The sequence below is a fragment of the Neobacillus niacini genome, assembly GCF_023715785.1.
In the GTDB taxonomy this organism is placed as follows: domain Bacteria; phylum Bacillota; class Bacilli; order Bacillales; family Cytobacillaceae; genus Neobacillus; species Neobacillus niacini_E.
The window spans coordinates 47,036-62,760 of record NZ_JAMBOX010000009.1 but is presented as its reverse complement, the minus strand read 5'-3'; the positions used below and the strand labels follow the sequence as shown (position 1 = coordinate 62,760).

General features: G+C 41.7%; 18 protein-coding genes. 2 read left to right on the top strand and 16 right to left on the bottom strand.

Translation table 11 applies throughout. The features are described 5' to 3' along the window. Window positions 1–47: 47 nt before the first annotated feature. From M3234_RS16535 to M3234_RS16460, 16 genes are all read right to left on the bottom strand, one after another. Complete coding sequence (locus M3234_RS16535) at window positions 48–1,214, bottom strand: hypothetical protein (RefSeq protein WP_262305774.1); 1,167 nt, start codon at window positions 1,212–1,214, stop codon at window positions 48–50. Then, window positions 1,189–1,740 (bottom strand): RNA polymerase sigma factor SigX, encoded by a 552-nt coding sequence (gene sigX, locus M3234_RS16530; RefSeq protein ID WP_262305773.1) that lies wholly within the window; start codon window positions 1,738–1,740, stop codon window positions 1,189–1,191. Before sigX ends, M3234_RS16535 begins: the two co-directional genes overlap by 26 nt. Window positions 1,741–1,953: 213 nt before the next feature. Continuing rightward, window positions 1,954–3,741, bottom strand: a complete 1,788-nt coding sequence (locus M3234_RS16525) for a cell wall metabolism sensor histidine kinase WalK (protein ID WP_262305772.1) — start codon at window positions 3,739–3,741, stop codon at window positions 1,954–1,956. Then, entirely contained in the window at window positions 3,738–4,454 is a 717-nt protein-coding gene (locus M3234_RS16520; RefSeq protein ID WP_262305771.1) for a response regulator transcription factor, read from the bottom strand. Before M3234_RS16520 ends, M3234_RS16525 begins: the two co-directional genes overlap by 4 nt. Before the next feature lie 175 nt (window positions 4,455–4,629). Continuing rightward, window positions 4,630–5,817 carry a c-type cytochrome biogenesis protein CcsB gene (gene ccsB / locus M3234_RS16515; protein ID WP_262305770.1) on the bottom strand — a complete coding sequence of 396 codons (1,188 nt, stop codon included), beginning with the start codon at window positions 5,815–5,817 and terminating at the stop codon, window positions 4,630–4,632. Beyond that, on the bottom strand, window positions 5,818–7,443 hold the full coding sequence (gene resB / locus M3234_RS16510) for a cytochrome c biogenesis protein ResB (RefSeq protein WP_262305769.1): 1,626 nt from the start codon (window positions 7,441–7,443) through the stop codon (window positions 5,818–5,820). 22 nt (window positions 7,444–7,465) lie between these two features. Then, window positions 7,466–7,990, bottom strand: coding sequence for a thiol-disulfide oxidoreductase ResA (resA, locus tag M3234_RS16505; protein WP_262305768.1), 525 nt, complete (start codon window positions 7,988–7,990; stop codon window positions 7,466–7,468). A gap of 99 nt (window positions 7,991–8,089) precedes the next feature. Next, window positions 8,090–8,827, bottom strand: a complete 738-nt coding sequence (gene rluB / locus M3234_RS16500; protein ID WP_262305767.1) for a 23S rRNA pseudouridine(2605) synthase RluB — start codon at window positions 8,825–8,827, stop codon at window positions 8,090–8,092. A gap of 172 nt (window positions 8,828–8,999) precedes the next feature. Further along, window positions 9,000–9,536 carry a spore maturation protein gene (locus M3234_RS16495; protein ID WP_262305766.1) on the bottom strand — a complete coding sequence of 179 codons (537 nt, stop codon included), beginning with the start codon at window positions 9,534–9,536 and terminating at the stop codon, window positions 9,000–9,002. A gap of 6 nt (window positions 9,537–9,542) precedes the next feature. Beyond that, entirely contained in the window at window positions 9,543–10,130 is a 588-nt protein-coding gene (locus M3234_RS16490) for a nucleoside recognition domain-containing protein (protein WP_262305765.1), read from the bottom strand. Beyond that, window positions 10,123–11,268, bottom strand: coding sequence for a D-alanyl-D-alanine carboxypeptidase family protein (locus tag M3234_RS16485; protein WP_262305764.1), 1,146 nt, complete (start codon window positions 11,266–11,268; stop codon window positions 10,123–10,125). The genes M3234_RS16490 and M3234_RS16485 overlap by 8 nt, the downstream gene beginning before the upstream one ends. A 98-nt stretch (window positions 11,269–11,366) precedes the next feature. Next, complete coding sequence (locus tag M3234_RS16480) at window positions 11,367–12,263, bottom strand: superoxide dismutase (RefSeq protein ID WP_262305763.1); 897 nt, start codon at window positions 12,261–12,263, stop codon at window positions 11,367–11,369. 101 nt (window positions 12,264–12,364) lie between these two features. Next, a complete protein-coding gene (locus M3234_RS16475; protein ID WP_262305762.1) occupies window positions 12,365–12,853 on the bottom strand; it encodes a YpuI family protein in 489 nt (162 codons plus the stop codon). Between the two features lie 24 nt (window positions 12,854–12,877). Next, a complete protein-coding gene (locus tag M3234_RS16470; protein ID WP_262305761.1) occupies window positions 12,878–13,297 on the bottom strand; it encodes a hypothetical protein in 420 nt (139 codons plus the stop codon). Between the two features lie 99 nt (window positions 13,298–13,396). Next, window positions 13,397–13,984 carry an SMC-Scp complex subunit ScpB gene (scpB, locus tag M3234_RS16465; RefSeq protein WP_262305760.1) on the bottom strand — a complete coding sequence of 196 codons (588 nt, stop codon included), beginning with the start codon at window positions 13,982–13,984 and terminating at the stop codon, window positions 13,397–13,399. After that, the gene (locus M3234_RS16460) at window positions 13,971–14,741 is read right to left on the bottom strand and encodes a segregation/condensation protein A (RefSeq protein WP_262305759.1); all 771 of its coding nucleotides are present in this window, start codon (window positions 14,739–14,741) and stop codon (window positions 13,971–13,973) included. The genes scpB and M3234_RS16460 overlap by 14 nt, the downstream gene beginning before the upstream one ends. Before the next feature lie 187 nt (window positions 14,742–14,928). Between M3234_RS16460 and M3234_RS16455 the strand changes: the two genes are divergently transcribed. Continuing rightward, window positions 14,929–15,027 (top strand): YjcZ family sporulation protein, encoded by a 99-nt coding sequence (locus M3234_RS16455; protein WP_262305758.1) that lies wholly within the window; start codon window positions 14,929–14,931, stop codon window positions 15,025–15,027. Window positions 15,028–15,195: 168 nt separating this feature from the next. Then, window positions 15,196–15,717 (top strand): DUF309 domain-containing protein, encoded by a 522-nt coding sequence (locus M3234_RS16450; RefSeq protein ID WP_262305757.1) that lies wholly within the window; start codon window positions 15,196–15,198, stop codon window positions 15,715–15,717. Window positions 15,718–15,725: the final 8 nt, after the last annotated feature.

The window sequence follows — 15,725 nt, the reverse complement described above, 5'->3', positions numbered from 1 at the left end:
TTATTTTATACATAAAAAAAAATCAACCAAAGCGGTTGATTTGATTGTTATTTTGTTTCCCGTAGATTCGGGGCTATAGGCACCTTAATTTCTTGGGTTAGGTCAAATGGACCGAGTTTATCAATAGGTGGATTATTGACAATCACTTTTTCAAAACCAAATTCCTTTGCGGTTAGCAAGATGGCTTCGAAAGACCAGACAGTTTGCTGATCATTGTTCATGCTTGAATTTTCATTAAACGAAATCGTCAATGTTTGACCGCTTGATGACACATCATTAATCCCAAGCGTTATGCCGTGCAATTGATGTGTTTCGATTGATGCCCCCATTGCTTGTAGTGCAGATTTGATATCTTTAAATGGTTCCGGCGAGGGAACTAGGAACGGTACTTCACTGCCGTTTGGATAATAAAAGAAGTAAGCATGATTTTTTACCGGGCTAACGTCCAATTCCTCATAGAAATTGTTTCCCGCCTCAAGGCCGAGTTGACCATTTGTCTTAAACCTAAGTTTTTTAGCCGTGCTATTGGAAGCAACAAGATTCTTTAACGTATTGATAAAAATAACTTCAGATGTGCTTCCTTGAGCGTATGGGTGATCTGCAGGCACATCGACAATGACCGTCTCGCCCACTTTATCATAGCTTAATGTTGCCTTAAGGGGGTAATAATCAGTCAATCGCCATTCAGTTTCTCTTAAGTTTGCCATATTTTCATTGAAAAGAGTAAGCCAGTCTTTCCCTTCAGCATTGTTGACGATCGTTGAAACAGGAACAAGATTTTGTGCCTGGTCATCGGGCACCCAGTATGTCAGCACGGTCTCGCCATTGGCTGCATCATCATAAATGGCGGTCGCAGCAATTTTCTCATTGCTTAGCTCTGCCTTTTTCATGATGGTTGCCTGGTCCTTCTGCGGATCCCCGTTTGCCGTACCGCTTGAATCATTATCCTCTTTGGCAACCTTTGCTTCTTGTGTGGATTCCTGTTTTGCATGATCTAACGAAAATTGATTGCCATCCATGAGCTTGGGAATTAAAATGAAAAACAGTAATAAGGCCGCGGCCGTGGCAAGACCGGGTAAAAGCCATGGCATTTTCTTGCGCCGTTTAATCGGCAGGTTTTGGTAAATGTCGCGCGGGTGACGATAGTCTTCGATTTTCGGCATTTCCTTTAGCAGTTCCATGAGTTCTTTATCGCTCCACTCCGACTTTTTCATTCGCTTCTCCCTCCTTTGCATGGAAATTTTCCATCTGCTTCTTCAACACCTTTAAAGCACGATGCTGCGTTGTTTTGACTTTACTTTCGGTCCAACCTAAGGATTCCGCTGTTTCAGAAATGGATAAATCATGAATAAAACGAAGGATGATGACAGCACGCTGATCAACTGTACAATAGTCCAAACATTGATACACCCATTTAATTTCCTCCCGTTGAATTGCAATTTCCTCCGGAATAGGATAATCGTCCTTCACCTGGTTTGTCGACCAATCAAATTTTTCAAGAATTTTTTCCTTCCAGCCCTTTTGCTTTCGGAAGAAGTCAATTGCTACATTTCTGGCTATTGAAAACAGCCACGTCTTCTCACTGCTTTTTCCTTCAAAGCGGTGATATGACTTAAAAACTCTTATATAGACTTCCTGGACAAGATCTTCTGCCTGTTCTCTGTTTCTAACCATGTAAAATAAAAATTGAAAAACGTCATGATGATACTTTTGGTATAGTTCATCGAAAACGGAGTCCATTCCATTCTCCTCCCCGTTCAATAATATAGTCGAGGTTTATGTATAAAAGGTTACACCTTAAATAAATATAGACTTTTTTAACATAAAAGTGAAGGTATTTAGTGGAATCAATTTTTAATTACAAAGAAAAGAAAAAACCCATCCGAGATTGGATGAGTTTGTTTCGTATTGTTTCCCGTGAATCAAGAGAAATCGGGATAAAAGTGGCAGTTTTTACGATTTTCGAGGCAAAACAAAGGAAAATGTCGTTCCTTGGCCAATTTTGCTTTGAGCCGAAATGTGTCCGCGGTGAGCATCTATAATATTTTTGGCAATAGCTAGTCCAAGCCCCGTTCCAGACCTGCCCCTCGTTCGAGCTTTATCCGCTTTATAAAAACGTTCAAATACAAATGGCAAATCTTCTTCCGGGATGCCGGAACCGGAATCTTTTACTTCCATCCTGATTCCTTTTTCATCTTGAGAAACCACCAACGTGACAGAACCACCCGACGGGGTATGCCTAATCGCGTTGTCAATCAGATTCGTCAGCACCTGTTCAATGCGGTCAGGATCCATGGTGATTGGCTCCATCTCTTCTTCGATTTCCGCGTGCAAATGTATGCCATTATCCTTGGCCAACCCCTGAAACTTATGGATAATCCGGTTAATGAAGATTTCAAGATTCACTTCTTCCAGCGTCAATTGAATATGACCGGCTTCCATCCGTGCCAAATCAAGCAGTTCATTGACAAGGCGCCCCATGCGCAGCGATTCGTCATAGATGACCTTGGCCATTTCCCGTTTTTCTTCCTGTGATTGGGCAATATCATCGACAATCGCTTCACTGTATCCTTGCAGCATTGAAATTGGAGTACGCAGTTCATGAGATACATTTGCGATAAAGTCTTTTCTCATTTTTTCCAGTTTTCTTTCTTCGGTCATATCCCTCAGAACCGCAACGGCACCCCGAATAAACTGATTGCTGTAAAGAGGGCTGACGAGAATCACCCAATGGCGCCCTTGAAGGGTAACTTCACCAATTTGCTCTTTTTCGGTATCAACGGCTTTTTGAAACAGCTCCATCGCCTCCGATGGAATTTCTTCGGCTTCCGTTTCAAAACCGCCTTTTTCATAATACCAATATTGCAAAAACCGGTCCGCCGGCGGATTGGTAATCAGAATCGTTCCATCCCGGTTAAAGGTGATAACGCCATCGGCCATACTGCTTAGGATGCTCGCAAGCTGCTCCTTTTCTTGATTGAGGGCATTCATATTGAATTTTAGTTGTCTGCCCATCTGATTAAAGGCTGTTGCCAATTCGCCAATTTCATCATGTGTCAGAATCGGTACCTTCGTATCGAATTTACCTCGTGCCACCTCGAATGCCGCTTCCCGCATCTTTCGGAGCGGCGCCGTAATTCTTGTAGACAAGAAAAAGGCAAAAATAGTAGTCAAAATGATGGCAACTCCCGCGACCAACAGGATAAATTTTGTGGCTTCTCGGGATGTTTGCTGCATGACTTCCAAGGATTGATAAATAAATACCGCCCCGGTTTCTTCACCTGGAAGATGAAGCGGCACGCCAATAATTGAAAAGCTGGCATCGCTCGTCTTACCGTTCTTATTTGAAGCCAGGTTTGAAATTTTTTCAACCTTTTTGTTGTCGTGGAATACCTTTGATAATTCAGAATCCTGTTTGATATCTTTCAGCGAAAGTTTGATCCCATTTTCCGTATTGGGTGAATAATAAACCTCGTGCTCATTTTTAACGACGACCACTTTTGTTACCTGGTCGACTATTTCCCATGATATTTCTAACCCGAGCGGCAACTGCTCTTTTGGATGTTCCTTGAGAACATTAGCGATTTTTTCGGCTGTATGTGTCAGCTCTTCTTTCGTTTCCTGAATGTTATAATTTTGAAAAAACTCAAGGAGCATGACTGTTAAAATAAACAGCACAAATGAAACAAGTAGAATGATGGTAAACCAAAGTTTACCTACTACGCTTCGTAAAAAGGTCATTCATTTGTTACCTCGAATTTGTAGCCTACTCCCCAAACTGTAACAATCATTCTGGCTGCCTGTTCGGATACCTTATTCAATTTCTCGCGGAGTCGCTTGACATGGGTATCAACCGTGCGCAAATCTCCAAAAAACTCATAATGCCAAACTTCTTTTAGCAGCTGTTCCCGATCGAATACTTTATCCGGCGCTTTTGCCAGAAAATATAACAGTTCATATTCTTTTGGTGTCAGGCTGACTTCCTTGCCATCTGCAGTAACCCTGTGCGCATCATTGTCGATGGTTAAGTGCGGGAACACGATGACATCCTTGGTGGTTGTTTCTGTTTGCAAATAAGTGGTTTGTGATGATCTTCTGAGAATGGCCTTTACCCTTAGGACAACTTCCCGCGGGCTAAATGGCTTGACGATATAATCATCTGTTCCAACTTCAAAGCCCTGAACACGGTTTACTTCTTCTCCCTTTGCCGTTAACATGATAACAGGAGTAGCCTTCTTTTCACGCAGTTCGCGGCAAACCTCAATCCCGTCCTTGCCAGGCATCATTAGGTCAAGGAGTATAACATCGTAATCATTATTCAACGCTTTAGTTAAAGCTTCATTTCCGTCTTCTGCTTCATCAATAATAAAATCTTCTCGCTCAAGGTACATTTTTAATAAGCGGCGAATTCTTTCTTCATCGTCAACTACCAAAATTTTTACGGCTTTTTCCATTATTAATCCCCCCATGTTGTTTATTTTACAAAATGGTATCGTATTTTGCTATATGTTGAAAGCTAATAACTGACTTAAAAAGTGTCAATAATTTGACAATGTGAATAAAAGTGGAGATTATTTCTTGATTTTCTTAAAAAGCCTCCACTATTTTAGTGGAGGCTGTATTTTTTTATTATGAACCGGCATAGGAATGCAAGCCAGCAATAACAAGGTTAACCGCTACCAGGTTAAACATGATAATGACAAAACCGATAACGGCGAGCCAGGCTGATTTTTCGCCATGCCAGCCTTTGGATAAACGAAGATGCATGAAGGCCGCGTAGAATAACCAGGTAATCAACGCCCAAACCTCTTTTGGGTCCCAGCCCCAAAAACGAGACCAAGCTTCGTGTGCCCAAATCATCGCAAAAATTAACGCGCCAAGTGTAAATACCGGGAACCCAATTAAAACAGAGCGATAGCTTATTTCATCAACAAAATCGAGTTTAATGTTTTTTACCAGCGGTTTGAGTGACGCGGCAATCCGTTTCCTTAAGATTAATCGAATCAAACCGTATAGGATAAAACCACCTATGAATGACCAAATGACAGTATTCATTTTTTTTGCATTGATATAAGCCGGCATTTGAATTAATGGTTTAAACCCATTTTCCGTCACCAATTCCCAGTCATTAGGCCCAGTAATTGCCGGCATTGTGTATTCAACAGCAGCCTCATTTCCGTGTTTATCAATCCACGTGAATTTTTCTTGGTAGCCCGCAGCAGAGAATACGGTCGAAACGGCTACAAAGCCCAGCACCGTAACAAGGGAAAACATGATGGTTTCTAGCCAAAATGTTCGTTTGCTTGCTTTCGATTGATCAATCGCCTTCACGAGATAAATCAGGCCAGCAGCAAAGCTAATTGCCAAGATAGCCTCTCCCAACGCAGCGGTTGTAACATGGATTTGAAGCCAATAGCTTTGCAATGCTGGTATTAAAGGAGTGATTTCCCTTGGGAACATGCTGGCATAGGCTATGACTATAAGCGCTACAGGTATCGTAAATAATCCCAACAGGGTTGTCCGATAAATAAAATAAATAACAATAAATGCACCTACTAGAGCCATGCCAAAGAAGGTTGTGAATTCATACATATTACTTACAGGGGCATGTCCGGCTGCAATCCATCTTGTGACAAAATACCCCAACTGCGAAACAAAACCGACAATGGTTAAAAACACAGCGATTTTCCCCCATTTGTTCGTACCTTGTTTCTCGTTAAATTCTTTTTTTGCTTTAATCGATCCGCCAAAGAACAGGGTTGCGACTAAATATAGAATAAAAGATATAAACAATAAATTACTGCTTAGTGTTGCCACTTACGCTTCCTCCTTATCCCCATCATCTTCCTTTTGAAGCTGATCTTCAGGCATCGTTAGCTTGGTATTCGCAAGAATCGTTTCCAGTTCACGCTTAAGGCCATACCAATTCTTATTCGTATGGGCAGCGATCCATATCTGGCCATTTTTGTTCTGAACCCAAATCCGCCGATGGTTCCAATAGGCACCCTGAACGACACCAATCATAAAAATAATCCCGCCCAAAATAATCGCCCATAATGAAGAATCTTTTCGCACAATAAAACCGGAAACATTTTGGGTTTCAATTCCTTTGAAGGCCACCTTGTAGACATTATCGCCAAATGGTTCAATCGTTTGTCTAATGGCTACGAAACTTGTTTCTCCCTTTGGCTTATCAGGTGTGATCATCGTAAATACAAAGGCCGGATTGTTTGGTACTCTTGATTTGGTGCTCGGCTCCCCGTTTTTATCAAATTCAAAGTCCGGAAAGAAATTCAAAATTTTGACAACATAGCCATTTCCCAAATCATACTCTGATTTTGGAGCTTTTAGGTCGATTGTAAAATCGCCAAACGTTTGGCCGCTCTCTTTATTAGCCAACGAGAATGACATAGCCGTCATTTCACTTCTAAAGGAAGACTGATAAACAGAATAACCATCGAAGGTAAGCGGATGATTGACACGAACCTTGTATTCCTTCAGTTTTTTCAGTTCAGGTTTCTCTCCTGGAAGATTCTCGCTAACGCGCTCATAAAGCACAACATTGGATTGGTAATTTTGTACGACTTGGCCGGCTCGCTCAAGTGCTTTTTCAAATTTTTTATTTTCTTCCTTATCATAGTGTTCGAGAATAAATTGGTTGTTTTGGATATAGTATTTCTCCCCCGTTTCCGGGACCAATGCTGTTTCCCCTTCCCGAACCCATAAGTTTTCTTCCACATAATAACCAGGTATAAACCTTAGCATCCCGCCAAAAAGGAATATAATTAAACCGACATGGTTTACATATGGACCCCAGCGGGAAAATCGGCCTTTTTCCGCTAAAATATCGCCATTTTCCTCGCGAATCTGGTAACGCTTTTGTATTAAATGCTGTTTTACCAGGTCCTGATCACCTTGGTCAAAAGCCTCGTTTATGCCAAACAGACGCTGACGCTTTAAAAACCCTTCATGTCTTGTTACCCGTTGCGCCTTTAAGGCCTTGTAAAGCGGAACAACCCGATCAAGACTGCAAATAACCAAAGAAATACCAATCATCGCAATCAGCAGCAAATACCACCATGAACCGTACAAATCATGAAAACCCAATTGGTAGTACAGCTTGCCAAACCAGCCATGCTCCTGCTCGTAATAGACTTCCGGGGGAAGATTGATATACATTTCCTGCGGCAGAATGGTCCCAATTATCGAGGCTAATAGGGTAATGACAATTAACCACACGCCAACCTTAACAGAAGAAAAAAAGTTCCAAATTTTATCAATAACCGTTTTGTTGTAGGTTTGTGAGCGACGCGCACTGCCCTCATAGCGCATATCCAGCAATTTGCCGCTTTGGTCTCTCTCGTCAAGCACCTTTCCGCACGCTTCGCACAAAACGGTGCCATGTGGATTGACGTGGCCGCATTCACATTTTACATCGTTCATTTTAAAAAACTCCCTGTATCCCCTAAGGTTTTATTTTCTCCATAAATTCCCGAATTTTGTTCTCCGTCAACTCCCCGGTATGATACTTCACAACATTCCCATTTTTATCAATCAGGAAGGTAGCCGGGAGCAGATCGACACCATAGGCTGTCATAACTTCCTTATCCTGATCAATCATAATGGGAAAATTGAGTTTTAGCCTCTCGGCAAATTGGTTGACGGCGAGTTCCGATTCCTGGATATCAACCGATAAAACCTTAACCCCTTTGTCTTTAAATTGATGATATTGATTATTGATATAGGGCATTTCCTTTTTACAAGGCGGACACCATGTTCCCCAAAAATTGAGGAAAACCCCCTGGCCCCGATAATCGGACAACCGATGCTTGTTTCCCTGCATATCGACCAAAACAAAATCGGGTGCGGGATCCCCCTCTGCCACCTTTTGCCTGTGGTCCTTCGTGAAGTTCGCATAAAGTGTATAAACAACGGCAGCTGCCAGAACAAACAAAATAATTGTTCTCATGATCAAACGCCGTTTTTTCATGAAAAACCCTCCCCAATGCTTTGTTAACACAGTTAATCTAAATTATATCATTTCACACTGTGGCAACATTGTTAACTCAAGATGTAAATTGTGACAGTTCTATGAATTTTTTTTAGTTTCTTCAAGCGCATGGGCTCTTAATTGTTTTACTTCATGAACGGTCAGTTCCCTTGCTTCCCCTGCTTTAAGTCCATTTAAAGTTAAAAATGCGTACCTTTCACGCTTTAATTTCAGAACTTCATGGCCAATGGCCTCAAACATCCTTCTGACCTGGCGATTTTTGCCCTCATGTATCGTAATTTCTACGATAGAGCTCTGTTTTTTCTTGTCTGTCGACAGCAGTTTCACTTTAGCCGGAGCGGTTTTGCCATCTTCAAGGCGTATCCCTCTCTCAAGCTTTTTTAAATTTTCCCTTAATGGAATGCCTTTAATTTTTGCGACATATACCTTTTCAATTTCATTTCTCGGGTGCATAAGGATGTTCGCGAACTCTCCGTCGTTCGTAAGCAGTAACAGCCCGGAAGTATCATAATCAAGTCTGCCGACCGGAAAGATTCTTTCCTTAATTCCCGAGAAATAATCGGTCACTACCTTTCTGCCTTTCTCATCACTTACACTAGAGATGACCCCTCTTGGTTTGTAGAGAAGGAAGTATACTGGCACCTCCTTTTCCAACGGTATTTCATTTACCTCTACTTTATCGGAAGGCGACACCTTAATACCTAGCTCGGTAATTACCTTTCCATTTACTTTCACCTGGCCTTGTTTAATCAGTTCTTCGGCTTTCCGTCTCGAAGCAATCCCGGCCCGGGCTATAATTTTTTGCAATCTTTCCATTCTTTCACCTCATAGAAATATCCTAATATAGGGTTATTCGGCAACAAATTTTATTTTTGCAAACAAGAAAATGATTCTACTTTCCCAACTGCATTATGACACAAATCCGTCACTTTTCAAAGTTTAAGACATACAAAAAACAGGCCCTATTCCGAGCCTGCTTACGTCCATACTATTTTGTTCCAAAAATAATTGACACCACTACGATGGCGACGATAATTCCGACGACATCTGCCAATAGTCCGACCTTTAGGGCATCCCCCATCTTTTTTATCCCAACTGCTCCGAAATAAACGGTTAACACATAAAAGGTGGTGTCTGTACTTCCCTGCAAAACAGAAGCCAGTCGGCCAATGAACGAATCGGGTCCGTATACAGCGATTAAATCACTTGTCATTCCGAGCGCAGCCGTACCAGAAATCGGACGAATCAGTAATAATGGTACGATTTCGGATGGTACGCCAATCATGTTCATAAATGGGCGAATCCAATTCATGAGCGCTTCCAATGCCCCAGAGGCCCGAAAGATTGAAATCGCCACGAGCATCCCGACAAGGAAGGGGATGATGGAAACGGCTATTTTAATCCCCTCTTTCCCCCCCTCGACAAAGCTTTCATAGGTTGGCACTTTCTTAAAAGTCCCATATAGGAGAATAAAACCAATTAATATAGGAATAAAGGTTAGTGAAATTACCGAAATCAACGCCATATATCCTCACCCTTTTCGGCTTCTGCGGTAATAAAAATAGCGATCGATAAGAATGGCCCCAATTGCCGAAAGAATTGTTGCGATAATGGTCGGAACAACGATCTCCGTGGGGGATGCGGAATTGTACGTCATTCTTATCGCTATCACAGTAGTCGGTATTATCGTGATACTGGCGGTATTGATTGCCAAAAAGGTAACCATCGACCGCGATGCCGAGTTTTTTCCGCCATTTAATTTTTTCAGTTCCTCCATAGCTTTAATTCCCATCGGCGTGGCTGCGTTACCCAACCCAAACATGTTTGAAATCATGTTCGACAGCATATAGCCCATTGCAGGGTGGTTGGCCGGCACATCAGGAAAAAGCCGTTTGACAAGCGGCCGGAATAATTTCGAGAGCTTTTCAAGAAGCCCCGATTCTTCAGCGATGCGCATCATCCCCAGCCAGAAAACAAGAACACTGATCAGCCCGATACACAATGTGACTGCTTCTTTGGCACCATTAAAAACGGCTTTGTTTACAGCTTCCATCGTTCCATTAAATAATGCAAACACGATTCCGATTACGGTCATAGCCACCCAGATATAATTAACCATTGGCGTTCACACCAATGACCGAGGAAAAGATTTCTTTCAGACGATCCAACAAACCCTTCTTTTTCTTCGGACCGTATTGATAATAGATAGGTGTTTCCTTGACAGCTCGTCCATCCAAATAAACAATCGCTTTTCCGGCCACTTTTTCGACCGCTTCCGATGTTCTCAAGTTCTTATCGGGCTTGGTCAATTTATATTTGACAGAAAATAAATCGATTTCCTTACTTGTCGCAGGGTAAACGATCGATTTTTTTAAATATAGATGGTTTTGATATTGTTTTGGTTTTGGCAGGTCAATTTTCCCTTTGGTCAATACCTCGACCATATCAAACTGATTAAAACCTGATTCATACAGTGAAATGTGATCATTCCAATCATCCGGGGCATTCAAAGTGACTGCAATCAAATTCATATCCCCTTTTGAAGCAGTCGTGACAAGGGTTCGCTTTGCCCGTTTAGTGTAGCCTGTTTTCCCGCCGGTAGTGTACTTATATTTTGTGAGCAGACGATTTTTATTTTTCCACACCCTGTCCCAATTTTCCGTTGGATTTGGAGCACGATGCACCTTCGTACCTGCGATTTTTTGATAGGTTTTGTTTTGCATGGCATAACGGGTCAAAACGGCCATATCATAGGCGGTAGAAAAATGAGCCTCATGATCGTCAAGCCCGTGCGGATTGGCAAAATGCGTGTTGACCATGCCGATTTCCCTTGCCTTTTGATTCATCAAATAGACAAAGCCATCCAGACTGCCGCCGACATATTCGGCAATTGCGACTGCTGTGTCATTTCCGGAGCGCAGCATCAGCCCATAGACAAGATCTTCCAGCTTTATTTTTTCTCCAGGCTTTAAATATACCGATGACCCTTCTGCCCGGGTCGCCTGTTCGCTCACTGTTACATACTGATTCAATTTTCCAGATTCAATCGCAAGAATCGCAGTCATGATTTTGGTAATACTGGCAATTCTCATCCTCTTATGGGCATCTTTTTCAAAAAGAATTCGCCCGGATTTTTGCTCTATCAGTACGGCACTCACTGCACTTACCCCAGGCGCCGCTGCCGCCCTTTGCGGAATATTCGCCATGATTAACGAAACTATCAGGGAAAAAATAATCAGCTTCCATATTTTTTTCATAGATAAACCTCGTCCCTCTCTTTAGTTACTAAAAGTTTATGCGGGACAAGGTCTGATATGACAAAAAAGAAAATGGGTGCGAACGGCTTACCCAACGATCATCGGCCAGGCCAATTCTTATCGGCAGCCCTTTCAAGTCTCATGGTAACATCATGCCAGTTTACGAGATTCCACCAATTCCTGACATAGTCACCCCGATTATTTTTATATTGCAGATAATAGGCATGCTCCCAAACATCAAGCACCAGAAGCGGGAAGGTATCCCATTGGGTTAACAGCATATGGCGTTCCGATTGCAGGATTTCTAAATGTCTAGCCTGCGGCGCCCAGACCAACAAGGCCCAGCCGACCCCCTCTACTTGTTTGGCCGCCTCGGTAAATTGGTTTTTAAAAGCGGCAAAGCTGCCAAAATAGCGATCAATTTCAGCTTTCAATAATCCGTACGGTTCTCCGCCGCCTTGTGGATTCATGTTTTTCCAAAAAATCGAATGGAGATAGTGGCCGGAGCCATGAAAGGCAAGTTCCCGCGACCAATGCTTGATTAGTGCAAAATCAGATGACTCCCTTGCTTTCTTTAAATTCAACTCCGCCTTGTTTAAACCATCCACATAACCGCGATGATGTTTATCGTGATGCAGCCTCATGATTTCCTCTGAAATATAGGGCTCCAAAGCATGATACGGATAGGGCAGCTCTGGAAGCGTATGGCCTCCCGTCGGAATTGGTTTCTCCAGCACCCAGATGGACCCGATTTCATTTTCCCGTTTTTGATGAAAATAATGCTCCAGCTTCCTATGGATGGATTCTGCTTTCACTTGAAGGCCAAGCATTTCTTCATTCGATAATTCACGGCTCGTTGTTTCAATCATATCGGTAAATTCATCCAGCTGTTCCCATAACTCCGAGTTTTCTCTGACATTTTCGGAGTGGAGAAATCTCCTCATCTCTTCATTCCATTTAAATAATTCATTGACATACCCGTGAAACCGGTCCATCGTATCCCCCTTTCCAGAAATCCTTATAAAAGGTATGAAAAAATGAGAAATTTAGAACACAGAAAAGGCCGCCTCCAAGGGAGACAGCCTCTGCCATTTGCTTATTTTGATTGTGCCATTTTGGTCCGATAGTCTGTTTCATAGTATTCCAATTCTTCTCTAATGCGTTGAAAATCTCCTTCCAAACCTTTAAGTAATTGAACAATTTGTTCGGAAACTTTTTGATAGAACTTAATTGCATTTCTCCCAGTATAAGCGGAGCGGCTATTTTCAAACCAGGCATCATTTTTCGGCGAGAAAAATTCTTCGATACATTGATGAAAAATTTTATATAATGTTTTTTCTGCAGCACCCTTTAGGAAAGTCTCACTTTGCAAGATAATTTTGCAAGCTTCATAACCTTCTTCACTACAGACAAGCAGTTTCCGCAAGTTGGAAAGGATCAATTTGTGATAGTTGCGTTCTTCTTCACCTTCAGGACTTAACTCTGATAAAGTGGTTTCATTTAAAAACTCTTCAATGGTTGAAGTGGTTTTAGCTAAAAAGCTTTTGACATCATGAACCTGAGTCTCAACTAACGAATTCCCCATTTGACTCCCTCCGGATCTGTAACATTATTGCGGCTGCATAATGTACTCAAGCGGTGACCTGAGCTCGTAGCCGTTCTTTTGCTTAAGGCTTGAAAATATCTCCGGCAGCTTTGAAAAATTAATATCCTGGAAATAGGTTGCAAACTCCTGCTTGGAATTAATATATAGACGTTTGCGGGCCCGCAGTCCTGGATTTTTCAAGAGACAAACAAGGGCCACAATATCCCTAAAGAAAATCTCCTTGCCATCCTGGACGAAAATTGGGTCCTCTTGAAATGGAGTAAATTCAGGGAAAATTTGATCAAAATATCTCACATATAATACATGCAATGTTTTCTCTGTGCCATCTTCGACAAATGTAATCTCACTTCTGTTAAAAAAATCCTCTGATGTGTTGGATTTTTCCTTTTCCAACTCATACCCTTTGCATTCTTTAATTAGCAATTTAATCACGCTCCTTATTGACATGCTCTCATTTCATAGAAGTTTTTAGCCTAACTTACAGCTTAATAGTACCATAATTTGCTGGATTTAGTTGATGGATTATGAGTTCAAAGTTTCCTGGAATTTTTCAAAAAATAAATCCGCTTCTTCCTGTATGTACTCTTCCTCTGGCTTTTCCGGAAGCGCCGGAAGTTCTTCCAGGCTTTTGAGGCCAAAATAATCAAGGAATTCCTTTGTAGTGCCGTATAAATAGGCCCTCCCTGTCCCTTCGGCCCGTCCCACATCTTTAATTAATGCTTTGGCCATCAGCGTATTTAACGGCCTTTCCGTTTTTACACCGCGAATCTCCTCAATTTCAGCACGAGTGATTGGCTGTTTATAAGCTATAATTGCCAAGGTTTCCAGTGCAGCTTGGGATAACGTCGATGTATGCGGGGAATCGACCAGTTTTTTTAAGTAATCTGCATTTTCTTTTTTAGTGGCAAGCTGATAATTTCCTGCGAGCTGCACCACCATAATCCCACGGTTTTTATTGTTCCTGTATTCTTCTGTTAATGAATCGATGATTTCAATTGCATGAAGTTCGGTCACTTCCAATACCTCAGCGATTTGCTTTAGGGAGAGACCTTCATCTCCGGCAGCAAATAACAGGCTTTCAAGTATGCTCGTCCAATTAATGATTTCCAAAGTGATCAGTTCCTTCCTTTACAGCCTCAATAAAGATGTCACTAAAGTTTCCCTGTTGGTGGACCTCAACTTCTTTTCTTTTCATTAATTCCAGTATCGCCAAAAAGGTGACCACAATATGGCCTTTTGTCCGGCTGGGAAATAAATTGTTAAAATTTGTCCGGCCCTTCAACTGTTTCAATTCAACTAATATTTCCGTCATTCTTGTTTCAATTGAGATTTCCTGCCGGGTAATTTTTGTTGCCAACGGCCGCTGCAGTTTTTTACGGCGCAATAATTTTTGAAAGGCCGCAAGCATATCGTAAAGGGAAACATTTAAATCGGTCTTAATTGGCTTTACTTCTTTTGCAAAATCGGATAAGTCGCTAGGAGGCTTCGTAAACATGAGCCCACGTTCTTCCTCCATTGTTTTTAAATCATGGGCCGCTTCCTTGTACTTACGGTATTCAATTAATCGCTCGACAAGCTCATCCCGAGGGTCCTCCTCATAAGCGATTTCCGGATCTGTCTCGACATCAACTTCTTCATGCTTGGGAAGAAGCATTTTACTCTTGATTGCCAGCAAAGTTGCTGCCATGACCAAATATTCACTGGCAACATCGAGTTTTAAATCGTTCATTGTATGGATATATACAAAGTATTGTTCCGTAATTTGGGCGACAGGAATATCATAAATATCGATTTCCAGCCTGTTGATCAGATGGAGGAGCAAATCAAGCGGTCCCTCAAAAGCATCTATCTTAACCTCATAAGGCATTCACACTCACCAAAATTCCTATTTAAGTTGACTATTATTAGTATAGAGGATTCATTTTGCTTGTCCAATAGAAAAATATATGAAATCAGCCATTTCCCCCGTTATTGGGACGAATGCCTATAACATTGGACAAAATCCTTACATATGATGGCAGAGTAAAGACAATAAATTTTAGGAGGTAATATTTATGGCTGATGGTGCAGGTTTCGGTTTTGGAGGCGGATTTGCATTAATTGTCGTATTGTTCATTTTGTTAGTTATCGTTGGTGCTGCTTGGATTTGGTAACCCAATAAAGAAGTCTGGTTCAATATATGCCACAACAAAATGATGAACCTGTAATTGGATAAAGGCCTGCCATTATGGCGGGCCTTTTGCATTATTAAAGGTTTTTTTTAAAGAAGTATAATAAATATGATACACTGTAGCTAACAATTTAGATCAGGGGTGAAGGCGTTGTACCCAAAAGAATATGTCCAATATCTAGTCCATTTCCATGGCGACAGGGATTATTTTGAATGTCATGAAATTCTCGAAGAGTATTGGAAAGAGACCGATCCCGGAAACAAGGAGTCGGTATGGGTCGGACTTATTTTATTGGCCGTTTCTGCTTATCATCATCGGCGAGGCAACTTTTCAGGTGCAAAACGAACGCTGGAAAAAGCGGAAAAAATTTTTAAGCATCAGGCTGAATCTTTAACAAGGATTGGGTTGCATGTAAACCAGCTTTTCATGCTGGTAAGTGGGCGTTTGCAGGAAATAAGCGCAAATTCACCATACAGAAGCCATAATTTGCCAATTAGTGACCCGCTATTACTGAAACAATGCTCTGAGAGATGCGTAGAACAAGGTTTCACATGGGGGCAGGAAAGTGATCTTTCTGAAAATGGCATTGTGCATCGCCATAAGCTGCGAGATCGGTCTGATGTGATAGAGGAAAGGATTAAAGCTTTAGCGGCAAAAAAAGACAGCGTATAAATTAGTCA